Below are 12,694 nucleotides of genomic sequence, written 5' to 3'. Positions count from 1 at the left end.
TCTTATAGGGCAATCGTGGCTGTCCAAAGTCCATAAATGCCATAGGTCGCACACAATAGAATAATCAAGGCAATCATCGATTGGGTACGGGTCAAGAACGGTCGCCCTTGTTCCCGTTCTGCCAAAAGAAAGACGAAGATGCCAGGTGCGTATAGAATCATCGCAATCAAGACATACTCGAATCCTGAAGCATAGAGTAACCAGGCGGCGTATAGCGAGGCAATCCCGGAAACGACCATCATCCGTAGCGACGTCGCCCGCTTCGCCTCCATCCATCCATAGAGTGCCGAGAATAGATAAGGAACGAGTGCTGCGATTCCAGCGATGCTTGAAAGCACGAGATACGTCTGTTCTGAAAACAAGGCGATGGCCGTGACCACTTGAGTGAACGCTTGGGTGATGAATAGCGCGTTCACTGGTGTCTCGTTCGCATTCAAACGGTGAAATACTTTCGGAAACACCCCATCCCGGCTCGCCACGTACGAAATTTCCGTCGCTAAAATCGTCCAGCCGAGCAATGCGCCTGTTAATGATACGAGCAGTCCGATGTTAATCAATGTTGCGCCGAACGGGCCGACGACCGCTTCTAACACATATGCCATCGACGGTTCAGGCAACGCAGCGAGTTGCTCCTGTGTCATGACACCAAACGAGAAGATGGAAATCATCATGTAAATCAATAACGTCCCAATCAGGCCAATGACCGTGGCACGACCGACATCTTTTTTGTGTCGTGCGCGCGATGACAACACGACCGCTCCCTCGATACCGACAAATGCCCAGAGTGTGACGAGCATCGTCGACTTCACTTGTGGAAACACATCCGCCCAAACAAACCCTGTTTCTCCCCAAAAATCGACTTGGAACGTATCTATTTTAAACGCGAATAGGATCAACACGATGAACAAGATAATCGGGACGAGTTTCGCAATCGTTGTCACGATATTGAGAAGTGCCGCTTCACGCATCCCACGTGAAATAAGCCAAAATAAGCCCCAAATCAGAACGACACTCACGAACAAGCGAAACAGTCGGTGTTCTGCTGAGAATATAGGAAAAAAATAAGCCAATGTACTGAAAATCAATGTGATGTTGGCTACCGTCCCAATCCAAGCCGACATCCAGTACCCCCATCCGCTGTTGAATCCGACAAACTTCCCGAAACCTTCACGGGCATAGGCGTAAATTCCGCCTTCTAGCTCTGGCCGCGTGTTTGCTAAAAACTGAAACACAAAGGCGAGCATAATCATGCCGACACCCGTAATCCCCCATCCAATTAAAACTGGTCCGACCCCTGCCCCTTGTGCCATTGCACCAGGCAGGTTAAACGCACCTCCACCAATCATGGTCCCGACGACCATTGCCGCAAGACCGAAAAAGCCGATTCCGGCTGAATGTTGTTTCAAGTTAACGCCTCCACTACTATCCTATCCATACGAATAACTATACAAAAATATTGTATAATCATTCGTTGATTTTTCTATTCTACTTCCTGAAAGGATTGATGAATAGTCATTCTAAATAAGTTTATATTTTCGGATAATTTGAAAAATTCCATTGCATATTCATGTCAGATGTAGTTTAATTACAACATATTCTAAATTATCAGAATTTTCGGGAGGTTGTATGATGCGTAACAAAAAATGGTTAGCGTTATCGGGGGTCGCATTATTGGCGACGGCTGCTTGTAGCACAGGAGATGACTCATCAAGTTCAGAAGGTTCATCTTCGAGCGATGCGAAAAAAGAAATCACAATGGTATCGGCGACGGACTTGCCGCAGCTCGATCCGACACTGACAACAGACTCGACATCGATCATCGTGACAAACAACGTGTTCGAAGGATTGTATCGTCTAGATGAGAACAACCAACCGACACCGGGGATTGCCGAAGATGTCGAAGTATCTGAGGATGGACTTACATACACGTTCAAGTTACGTGACGCAAACTGGTCGGACGGTTCTCCAATTACAGCTGAAGACTTCGTTTACTCTTGGAAACGTGCCCTCAATCCTGAAACAGGTGCGGAGTATGCCTATATTCTTCAAGACTTGAAAAACGCGAACAAAATCCTTGCGGGTGAAATGTCGCTCGACGACCTCGGCGCAAAAGCGATTGACGAAAAAACGCTTGAAGTACAATTGGAAGCACCAGCTCCTTATTTCTTAGGTTTGACTGGATTCCCAACTTATATGCCGCAAAAACAAGAGTACGTCGAAGAGCAAGGCGAAGAGTTCGCAACATCTGTCGACAAGACACTCTATAACGGACCTTACGTCTTGAGCGAGTGGCAAGACAATGCAGGATGGGTTTACAAGAAGAACCCTGAATATTGGGATGCTGAAAACGTCAAGATGGACACGATCAACGTCAAAGTCGTAAAAGACGTATCGACTGGGGTCAACTTGTTCGAGTCTGGTGAAGCGGACTACACGCTCCTCTCTTCTGAATTCGTTCCGCAATTCGAAGACAGCGACGAGTTCAAAACGCGTGCCGATGCTCGAATCAACTTCCTTCGTTTCAACCAAAAGAACGAAGCGCTCCAAAACGTCAACATCCGTGAAGCACTTGCGAAAGGATTCGACAAACAGAGTGTAACAGATGTCATCTTAACAGATGGATCGCAACCGGCGAACTATATCGTAGCGAAAGACTTCACGTTCACAGAAGACGGAGCTGACTTCCGTGAGAAGTATCCAGACCTCCTCAACTACAACGTAGATGAAGCAAAAGCCGCGTGGGAAAAAGGATTAGAAGAATTAGGTGTTGAAACAATCGAACTCGAGTTCCTCTCACGTGACGAAGAAGCGTTCAAGAAAGTGAACGAGTTCATCAAAGGCGAACTTGAGAAGAACTTGCCTGGTTTGACACTTAACATCAAACAGCAACCGTTCAAAAACTTCCTTGATCTTGAAGGGAAAGGCGAATATGACGTTTCTGCAGCTGGTTGGGGCCCTGACTATCAGGATCCGATGACATACCTCGACATGTGGGTCACAGACGGACCGTTTAACCGTATGGAGTACTCGAATGACGAATATGATCAGTTGATTCAATCTGCGAAGAAAGAAGCCGATCAGATGAAACGTTGGGAAGCAATGCAAGAAGCAGAACGCATCCTTCTCGAAGAAGACTTTGCCATCGCTCCGATTTATCAAAAAGGTGAGGCATACTTAGAGCGTTCAAACATCGAGAACATGTACCGTCACCCGTTCGGTGCCGATGCAAGTTTCAAGTGGCTTGACGTGAAATAATGATTGTAACCTCCTTGATTCCTACATGGACCAGGGAGGTTTTTCTGTCGTGAAAGTCTCTCTATAAAGAGTTTGACACTGCGGTTCACCTTATTAGCTGTCACGATCTGCATCATGAATGTATCTGGATTGGATGACAAGCACATCTACTTCGCCTCCATTTTGGTTGCTCGAGACACCTTGGTTTTCTTTGTACGTCATTCATCTTCATTACCACAGCCTATCACTGTACATCATAGTTCTCTTTTGGTTCATTCTCGGTAAACTACTCGACCGTCTCACTTATGCAGTGACGACCGCACATAAAAAATGACTTCCATCGATTTGATGGAAGTCATTTTCATATATCACGCCTCACGTTTTGCGCGAAGTTCTGCAGGTACTTTCCCACGTTTTGAAATCACTTCTGCGACTCCTACCAATACGATAAACGAAATCAATGCAGCGAAGAATCCGATCCAAATCGATGCTGTAATCCCGAGCACCAAGTAACCGATCGCTGACACGACCGCTGCAAGAATAGCATACGGCAATTGTGTTACCACGTGGTCGATGTGGTGCGAGCCCGCTCCTGTTGAGCTGAGAATCGTTGTATCTGAAATTGGTGAACAGTGGTCACCAAACACCGCGCCGGCCAATACAGCCGCAAGTGACGCGAGAAGAAGTTCCGGTTCAACAGCCATGATCAAGTCGGCACCGATCGGAAGCATCAAACCAAATGTTCCCCAACTAGTTCCTGTCGAGAATGCCATGATTCCGGCAATCAAGAAGAGAAGGAGTGGCAAGTAAGATGCAGCGATTGTATCTGTCACGAAGCTCGCCAAGTATTCACCAGTCTTCATGTCGCTGATGACCGCAATGATTGTCCAAGCAAACAAGAGAATCAAGACAGCCGGCCACATGGCACGAACGCCTTCCCATGCCGCTTTTCCATAGTCACGCGTTGGGATTTTACGACCAATGAGAAGCAAGAATGCGACAATCAAACTGATGACAACACCCGCAACGAGTGAGCGTGTCACGTCTGTCGATTCGAAGGCTCCAATCAACGAGAAGTCTTGACCGTCAGCCGCGAGCGCTTGACCACCCGTGTAAAGCATCGCTGACACTGTCGCAATGATAAGCGTGATAATTGGTACGATCAAATCACGTACTTTTCCACCTTCGTGCTCGTGTAAATCTTCGCTCATTCCCATCGGTTTTCCTTTTGCCGAATCATACAACTCCCCTTGGAGGGCACGAAGTTCGTGCGTGCGCATCGGTCCGATGGCAAGTCCAGTGAATGCCACATATGCTGTCAAGAGTAGTGCGAAGACGGCATAGAAGTTCATTGGGATGATTTGAATGAATGCAGAGAATGACGAATAGCTGTCAATCGAGTATTTTGCCAAAATACCTGCGATGATGGCGATGATATATGCACCCCAACTTGAAAGCGGGCTGATGACACAGACAGGTGCTGCCGTTGAGTCAATCGTGTAAGCCAACTTTGCACGTGAGATGTTTTTACGGTCTGTGAGTGGACGACTGATGTTTCCGACCGCCAAGCTATTGAAGTAGTCATCGATAAAAATCAAAATACCAAGTCCGAATGAGACGAGACGTGCACCGCGTGCTGTCTTGACGTTCGCCGCAGCCCATTCACCAAATGCGCGTGCGCCACCTGATGTTTGAATGATTGACGATAAAATCCCGAGAAGGAGCAAGAACGCAATCAACAAGACGTTCCATTCGTTGATGGCTCCATCCGCCCAGAATAAAGCGATGATGTTCGACCACAAGTATTGAATCGAATCAATTGGATTGAAGTTATGCAAGAGAAGGACTCCTGCGATAATCCCGACACCGAGTGATGGGATGACCTTTCGTGTTGTGATTGCCATAATAATTGCAAGTAATGCCGGTACGAGTGAGAGTACCGATGTTGAATAATCTACCATGCTGAATTCCTCCTTTTTTATTAGGATGAGGCCCCCCTATGCTTAAAAAAACGCAAAGCGAGGGCATCGGCAACAAAGCCGACACCCTCGCTGGATGTTCCGTCTTTCTTAGCCGACTTGGAGCGCTCCATACGTAAATATGTATGGCAGTCCGACGGGTATTTCCCGTCAGCCCAGCACAACCCCACGGACATGGTGTTGCACTTCGGCGATCCTGCCTTTTTGTAGTCCTCATCGTTGTCATCCTCCGACTACTTACTCATCAGCATCGCACCTCTACCTCATCGATAGCACGAATATTCATTTAAAGTTACGTCTAAATTATCACAGGTTGGTGTCACATATCAATAGTTTTTTTCATCACGAATGATTCGCTTCAAGACAGCGAGTGCTTCTTGGTCATTCGTTTCCACCGCTTTAAAGAAGTCGTTGAAGAAGTGATACAACACGAATCGGTCAGCGTGAGACTTCGTCTGTTCTTTAATCGTAGAGAAAATGAGTCGTCGTAAACGACGTTTTGTCTGTGTTTCTTCTGGTAGTTCTTCGCATCGGTCCTTGAAAGCACGATATACAGAATTGATCAATTCCTCATGTTCATCATACGACCGATTGTAAGCAACTTGTTCCATCTGTAATATCCCCCCTTTCAATGTTGACCCGATGAAACTTGACGTAACTATACCAACTTCCCGTCACGCATTCAATCGTTATCGGCGGTTCTTAACAAAAATCATACGTTAGACCGAGTCAAGCGTTGATGAATGAGAACGTGGTCACGTCGAACAATCCCATATCGGTCAATTTCAAGTCAGGAATGACCGGTAAGGCGAGGAAGGACATCGTCAAATACGGATTGAAATGACGATGGGCTCCCACGACATCTAGCGCATCATTGAGCTGTTCCAGAATCTCTGCCACTTCACGATATGGTCGCTTCGTCATCAGTCCACCAATCTCGAGCGGAAGGACGGCAAGCACTTCTCCTTCCGATACGGCGACGACCCCTCCCCCTACTTTTTCAAGCGTTCTCGCCGCGAGCAACATGTCTTCCGGGCTGACCCCGGCGACGACCAAGTTATGGCTGTCATGGGCAACCGTGGCTGCTAGGGCACCTCGTTTCAAGCCGAATCCCGTTACCGGGGCAAGAGCCATATGGCCTGTCCCGTGATGGCGTTCGATGACGGCAAGCGTCGCGATATCCTGCGATAAATCTGCGCCTGATGCGTCTGGTTGGAACGTGAGACGCTGTCGTTTCGTCAACAAGCTGTTCGGAAGCACTTGAATGACATCGATTTCTTCTTCACTTGCGGCAAGTCGGAACGACTCGGCGGTCAATTCGGGTAAAGCGAGCTCACCTTTCATCGGTTTTGGCACTTCAATTCCTTCCGATTCAAACGTCGCATTCCCCTTCTCCGCGACGAGCGTACCATTCACATAGACTTGTTCGATTTTTACCGATTCGACGTCTGACAAGATAACGAAGTTCGCCTTCTTACCAGGTGCGATCGCCCCGACCTCTTTTAATCCATAGGTCTCTGCGGCATGTAGACTTGCGATGGCATAGGCCGTTTCCGGCTTAACCCCTTGCTTGATGGCGGTACGGATGTTGTAGTCGATTCCACCTTCCGCGACCAAGTCATCCAAATGCTTATCATCCGTACAGAAAAGGAAGCGGTGGGCATTGCTTTCCGTAACGGCTAGGCTCACCTTCTCCACGTTTCGAGCAACGGACCCTTCCCGAATTTGAACGTAGAATCCACGTCGCACTCGTTCAATCGCCTCTTCCGCAGTCGTACATTCATGATCCGTCATGATTCCTGCTGAGCGATATACATTCAATTGATCGGGGTTGAGACCTGAAGCATGTCCATCCACGACTTTACCCGCTTGTTCCGTCTGCGCGATCTTTTGAAGCATGTCTTCACTTCCGGCTTCAACTGATGGATAGTCCATGACTTCGCCCAGGCCATGCACCGCTGGATCTCCTAAAAACGGTACCAAATCTTCTGCATACAGTTTTGCGCCCGCATGTTCAAATGGTGTCGCTGGTACACAACTCGGAAGCATCATCCGAACGTCGAGTGGAAGTCCTTTCGCATCTGCTAACATGTACTCAATCCCGAGTGCTCCGTTCACATTCGCAATCTCATGAGGGTCAGCAATCACCGTTGTGACACCAAGTGGTAAGACTGCTTTCGCAAATTCATGCGGGGGGACCATCGATGACTCGATATGGACGTGCGAATCGATAAAGGACGGCGCAAGCGTCCACGTCGGATCGTGATACTCGACCTCTCCATCGTACCCTTCCCCAATAGCCACGATATATCCTGCGTCGATGGCGACGTCTGTACGAATCGTCTCACGACTGTACACGTCAATCACTGCGACGTCTTTAAAGACGACGGCCGCTTTCTTTTTCTTTGCGGCGATGTCAATCAAATGTTGTTTCTCCATCTCTTGATCTCCTTATTCAATGTATTTTAACTATCTTACCAAGAATATTCTTTTCGTTGCAATTTCTTTTTCAAGTTGTGCGACAATGATAACATATCTTTCTGAAAGGGGTTACAACGATGCAATACAAATTAGGAGAGTTGACACCAAAAGTCGATCCGACGACTTATCTTGCACCAGGGGCACACGTGATTGGAGACGTGACCATCGGTGCTCACTCGGGAGTATGGTTCAATACCGTCATCCGTGGAGACGAAGGACCCATTCAAATCGGTTCATACGTCAACATTCAGGATGGTTCGATGATTCATCAATATGAAGGCTCACCGACAATCATTCATGATCGCGTCTCGATTGGCCACATGGCGATGATTCACGGCTGTGAGATTGAAGAAGATTGCTTGATTGGCATGCACGCTACCGTACTCGATGGGGCGAAGATTGGAAAAGGGTCCTTTGTCGCTGCCGGTGCGCTCGTCACACCAAACATGCAAATTCCTGAAGGGGTGATGGTCATGGGCGTCCCAGCAAAAGTCGTTCGTCCATTAAACGATGAAGATCGTTTTATCATGGAGAGAACGGTAAAGAAATATGCCAAGCGTGCCGAACAATATAAGCAGTCGTGCGTTCCAGTTCGCGAAATCCAACAATTGTGAAAGCGTTTACAAGATTCATAAAATGTTAACGTTTCTCTCGAATTTTCTACATAGTTCCTTTGTATACTGAAGTTGTAGCCAAGCTGATGTATTGAAAGGAGCCCACTCTATGTATCCGAACCATGATCAACTCATGCTAGACCTGTATGCCTCGTCCATCAATCCAAGTTATGGCCTTCATATCGATGATTCATTCGATGATGCCCTTCATGGCGCACATCGAGAGGTTTGGGAACGTATGCATTTGGATAATAGTAGAGAAGAAGATTCTAAAAATGGAGGAACGACTGGATGATTCCAACGACTGTGATTCAAGATTGGCTCGCAACAAAATTAAAGCGATAACTGACCGATATATAGATCAAGCGAGCGAAGGGATTCCCCATCGCTCGCTTTTTATTATTCAAACATGATGAGATGCGAATCAATCGGTTGTCGCGCTTTCGGCGTAGGGATATCTTCTGTGTCATATTTCCCGATTTGCAGGAGACCGATAAACGTCTCCCCTTCCGCCCCAATCATTTCCTTCAACCGTGCATCATCAAACAGTCCACCCGTCCGCCAGACCATTCCGATCTCACGTTCACTTAAAAGCAGTTGAACATTTTGAATGAATGTCGCCGTCGCGAGCAACGCGTCACGATTCCCTTTGTCCGTCTCAAAATGTTTTGCCGTCACATACATACAGGCCGCCGCATTTAAAATTCGTCCCGTCACTTTTTCGCGTTGCCCCTCTGACGCCTCCGAGAAGGCTGGTTCGAGCGCATCGAGTAACACTTGTTTCCCGTCTCCATTGAACACATACACGTTCCATGGCTCGACTTTATTGTGAAATGGTGCATGATGTGCCGATTGCAACACTTCATAAAGCACTTTCGTATCGATTGGTTCTTCCTTGAACATACGGACCGTACGTCTTTCTTCAATTAACTTTTGTGCTGCTGTCTTTGTCATGACCGTCACTTCCCCTTTTTTTCTCTTCTCTATCATAATTGAAAAACGTTCTCATTTCAAAATCAAAAAAAGACTACAGATTGCTCTGCAGTCTTACGTTGATTGTCCAATGACCTCACATGCCACCAAGTCTTCAAACGTTTGGCGACGAACGACAAGTCGATGTGCCCCGTCTTTCACGAAGACAACAGCTGGACGAAGCATCTGGTTATAGTTGCTCGCCATGGAGAAATTGTACGCTCCCGTTGCTTTGACAAGTAATAAATCACCTGGTGTGACAGGGGGAATCAATGAGCGGTTCGAGATGATGTCTCCCGACTCACAGCACGCTCCGACTATTTTTGCCTCAAGCGTTTTCTCTTCATTCATCCGAGTCGCTGCCACGACCTCATACTCCGCATCATACAATGCCGGACGGATATTGTCCGTCATCCCGCCATCGACAGACACGAATGTACGAACGCCACTCACTTCTTTGACGGTCCCCACCTCATAAAGCGTGGCACCCGCATTGGCGACGAGCCAACGTCCCGGCTCAATCCCGATTTTCGGAAGTGGCAATTCACGTGCCTCGACCTCCTCGACCAACGTCTCCATCACTTGCTCCATCGTCTGAGCAAAATCGAGATATTCGTCTTCATCCAAATAAGCGACGCCGAATCCCCCGCCGATGTTCAAGACGTCCGTCGTATAGCCGGTTTCCTGACGAATCGTACCCATAAAGCGCACCATCGTCTTCACCGTGTTGATGAAGAGGGTCGGATCTTGAATTTGAGAACCGACGTGACAATGGATCCCCTTCAACTGTAAGTGCTCAGCTTCTAACGTCGCACGAATCGCGTCTAAATACGTGTCGTCATGCGTCGGGAAACCGAATTTTGTATCAACCCCACCCGTTTGAATCGCCGCATGGGCACCCCCGACAACTTGAGGCACAATGCGGAGAAGCACATCGACTTCGCGATTGTATTCAGCCGCAAGTCCTGACAAGAGACTGATCTCCCGCATATTGTCGATGGTAAAGTGTGTAATCCCCTGCTCGAGAGCATACGTGATGTCAAGAATCGTCTTGTTTGAGCCGTGAACGTGAATGCGCTCCGCCGGTACCCCGGCATGCAGTGCCACGTACATCTCACCCCTTGAGACGACATCGACACTTAACCCTGCGGCCATCACTTTTTCATAAACGGCCGCAATCGATAACGCTTTTGACGCGTATAACGCATACGTGTTCGGATACTTATCTAGAAACGCATTCTGGACAATTCCAAGGCGACGCTCTAGTTCTGGCTCACTCATGATGTATAAAGGTGTCCCGTACGTCGCTTGAAGTTCACGGACGGACACGCCTTCGATCAAACATTCTGATTGATTGGTGGTGTACATACAATTCCTCCTTCAAAGCGATGTGGGACACGCCACGAACGGGCACAGAGCTGTTCTGAGTTGTTGGCATAGCCAACACGTGTCACGTCATCGATTTTCGTCTCGATTCCATATAATGTGACGCGGTCGCCGATTTGTACGTCTTCGTCGACTTTGATGAAGCTATGGCTCATAAAGATGTTACTGATGAACGGGTATGCTTTCCCCTCGATGTGAACAGGCAAGTGACGTCTCGCCCGCATCAATCCATCCCCATATCCGACAGGTAAGACAGCAATCCGTTCTTTCGATTCCGCGGTATATCCCGTTCCATACCCGACATGAGCCCCCGCTTCGATGTCGTGGACGGCAACCACTTCTGTCTCCCAATAAAACGCAGGTACGAGCCACTCAACCGGCTCAACCGACGAATAACCGTATAAGAAAATACCGACACGCACATGTGTGCAATGGTGCAAACGCGAGTCGTCTTGAAGCGTGGCCGCACTGTTCGCGGCATGAATCAATTCAAACGTATGACGTTCCATCAAACGTGTCGACCAGTCGGCAAAGCGTTCGACTTGGACGCTATGCTCGACTTCGGCATTGTCCGCATCCGCGAGCGGAAAATGTGTACATAGTCCGACAAGGTTCAATCCTTCATTTCGGCAGAAGGCAACGATCTGTAGCGCTTCTTCAAACGTTTTGGCACCGAATCGGTTCATGCCGACGTCTAATTTCAAATGAAGGCGAACGCCATCGAGATGCTCACGCTGTGAAACGAGCCATTCATACGAGCCGATTGCGACGTCAAATTCATGGGTATGCACGTGTTCCCATGTGTATATCGGATTCATGACGAGGACGCGAGCCGACTCTGCATGCGCTCGCACTTCAATCGCTTCTTCTAACGTGGTCACCATGAAGTGACGGACTCCTTCATCATACAAAGTCGTCACAACTGGCTCCATTCCTAGGTTATAGGCATTGTTTTTCACGACCGCAAACACGGGGCGCCCGAGCGCTTCAATCCGGCGTTTGTTTTCGCGAATCGCATTCAAGTCAATTGTGACTCCCATCGTGCAAAACTCCTTTACTCTGTTACTGCTGATTTCACGAACGTGATCCAATCGCGGTGTTCCGGAAGCTGTCCTGTTACGGCTTCACGATAGCGTGTCAACATTTCTGTCGCAACCGTCTGGACACCTCCACCAATCGAGATATGGTCGACCTCGATGACGCTCGTCACCTCGGCTGCCGTTCCCGTTAAGAAGATTTCATCAGCCACATAGAGCTCATCGCGTCCGATATGGCGCTCGACGATTTCATAACCGGCCTCGCGAGCCAATTGCATCACCGTTTGACGTGTGATGCCATCGAGTACAGAACAGTCAAGGGACGGTGTCGTAATCGTTTTTCCTTTCACGAGGAAGATGTTCGCGACACTCGCCTCACTGACGTTTCCGTTCATATCAAGGGCAATCGCTTCGTCGAATCCGTCACGGAGCGCCTCTCCTTTTAATAGCTGTGAGTTCATATAGTTCGAGGCCGCTTTCGCTTGCATTGGCATCATTGTAGAAGACACACGGCGATACGAGGCCACTTTCGCTCGAATCCCGACCGTCTTGTTGAAATATTCACCGAGCGGCCAACACGAGATGGCAACATGTACCTTCGTCTCAGCAGTCGGCATAAGTGCCTGCCATGGTGTTCCAAGGAAGACGAACGGACGGATGTAGCATGCTTCAAATCCGTTTCGCTCAATCAATTCCATCGTGGCTTGTTCGAGTTCATCTACCGTATACGGTAGCGTGACGTGGTAGTATGCACACGAGCGAACAAGTCGCTCCAAGTGTTCACGTAATCGGAAGATAGCAGGACCTTCCTCCGTGTGATACGCGCGAATCCCTTCAAAGAACCCGCTTCCGTAATGAATCGCGTGTGTCATGATACTCGTGTTTGCGTCAGTCGGCTCAATCCAAGCCCCGTCTTTCCACATCCATTGTCCATACTGTTCCATAATGCAACTCTCCCATTCCTCATTTTTTATATTTTCTGTCTATTATA

At 48.3% G+C, this 12,694-nt stretch carries 11 protein-coding genes and 1 riboswitch; of the genes, 3 read left to right on the top strand and 8 right to left on the bottom strand.

Going from position 1 to position 12,694, the window contains the following annotated elements; genetic code table 11:
* Positions 1 to 2 precede the first annotated feature (2 nt).
* Positions 3 to 1,406: a basic amino acid/polyamine antiporter gene (locus tag GVY43_RS13990; protein ID WP_159563515.1), complete on the bottom strand. Its 1,404-nt coding sequence runs from the start codon at positions 1,404 to 1,406 to the stop codon at positions 3 to 5.
* Between the two features lie 223 nt (positions 1,407 to 1,629).
* Between GVY43_RS13990 and GVY43_RS13985 the strand changes: the two genes are divergently transcribed.
* Positions 1,630 to 3,255, top strand: coding sequence for a peptide ABC transporter substrate-binding protein (locus GVY43_RS13985; RefSeq protein ID WP_159563514.1), 1,626 nt, complete (start codon positions 1,630 to 1,632; stop codon positions 3,253 to 3,255).
* A 347-nt stretch (positions 3,256 to 3,602) separates the two neighbouring features.
* On the opposite strand, the gene GVY43_RS13980 is transcribed toward GVY43_RS13985, so the two are convergent.
* From GVY43_RS13980 to ade, 3 genes are all read right to left on the bottom strand, one after another.
* Positions 3,603 to 5,195: a Na+/H+ antiporter NhaC family protein gene (locus GVY43_RS13980; protein ID WP_159563513.1), complete on the bottom strand. Its 1,593-nt coding sequence runs from the start codon at positions 5,193 to 5,195 to the stop codon at positions 3,603 to 3,605.
* Between the two features lie 112 nt (positions 5,196 to 5,307).
* Positions 5,308 to 5,482: riboswitch (Lysine riboswitch) on the bottom strand.
* 57 nt (positions 5,483 to 5,539) lie between these two features.
* Positions 5,540 to 5,824, bottom strand: coding sequence for a hypothetical protein (locus tag GVY43_RS13975; protein WP_015880753.1), 285 nt, complete (start codon positions 5,822 to 5,824; stop codon positions 5,540 to 5,542).
* Between the two features lie 118 nt (positions 5,825 to 5,942).
* Positions 5,943 to 7,652: an adenine deaminase gene (gene ade / locus GVY43_RS13970; RefSeq protein ID WP_159563512.1), complete on the bottom strand. Its 1,710-nt coding sequence runs from the start codon at positions 7,650 to 7,652 to the stop codon at positions 5,943 to 5,945.
* Positions 7,653 to 7,771: 119 nt separating this feature from the next.
* Here ade and GVY43_RS13965 point away from each other — a divergent pair, with 119 nt between their 5' ends.
* Both GVY43_RS13965 and GVY43_RS13960 read left to right on the top strand, forming a co-directional pair.
* Entirely contained in the window at positions 7,772 to 8,308 is a 537-nt protein-coding gene (locus GVY43_RS13965; RefSeq protein WP_074037800.1) for a gamma carbonic anhydrase family protein, read from the top strand.
* Between the two features lie 109 nt (positions 8,309 to 8,417).
* Positions 8,418 to 8,603 (top strand): hypothetical protein, encoded by a 186-nt coding sequence (locus GVY43_RS13960; protein ID WP_074037801.1) that lies wholly within the window; start codon positions 8,418 to 8,420, stop codon positions 8,601 to 8,603.
* 104 nt (positions 8,604 to 8,707) lie between these two features.
* Here the strand turns inward: GVY43_RS13960 and GVY43_RS13955 are convergent, their stop codons facing one another.
* The 4 genes from GVY43_RS13955 to GVY43_RS13940 all read right to left on the bottom strand — a co-directional run bounded on the left by GVY43_RS13955 (position 8,708) and on the right by GVY43_RS13940 (position 12,647).
* Positions 8,708 to 9,262, bottom strand: a complete 555-nt coding sequence (locus GVY43_RS13955) for a nitroreductase (RefSeq protein ID WP_236548967.1) — start codon at positions 9,260 to 9,262, stop codon at positions 8,708 to 8,710.
* Positions 9,263 to 9,355: 93 nt separating this feature from the next.
* Complete coding sequence (lysA, locus tag GVY43_RS13950; RefSeq protein ID WP_159563510.1) at positions 9,356 to 10,648, bottom strand: diaminopimelate decarboxylase; 1,293 nt, start codon at positions 10,646 to 10,648, stop codon at positions 9,356 to 9,358.
* Positions 10,618 to 11,706: an alanine racemase gene (alr, locus tag GVY43_RS13945; RefSeq protein ID WP_159563509.1), complete on the bottom strand. Its 1,089-nt coding sequence runs from the start codon at positions 11,704 to 11,706 to the stop codon at positions 10,618 to 10,620. Before alr ends, lysA begins: the two co-directional genes overlap by 31 nt.
* A 14-nt stretch (positions 11,707 to 11,720) precedes the next feature.
* Complete coding sequence (locus tag GVY43_RS13940) at positions 11,721 to 12,647, bottom strand: branched-chain amino acid transaminase (RefSeq protein WP_074037806.1); 927 nt, start codon at positions 12,645 to 12,647, stop codon at positions 11,721 to 11,723.
* Positions 12,648 to 12,694 lie beyond the last annotated feature (47 nt).

The sequence above is a fragment of the Exiguobacterium sp. 8H genome (genome assembly GCF_902506255.1).
Classification (GTDB): domain Bacteria; phylum Bacillota; class Bacilli; order Exiguobacteriales; family Exiguobacteriaceae; genus Exiguobacterium; species Exiguobacterium profundum.
The sequence above is the reverse complement of the archived record's forward strand: the minus strand, read 5'-3'. Positions and strand labels throughout refer to the sequence as shown.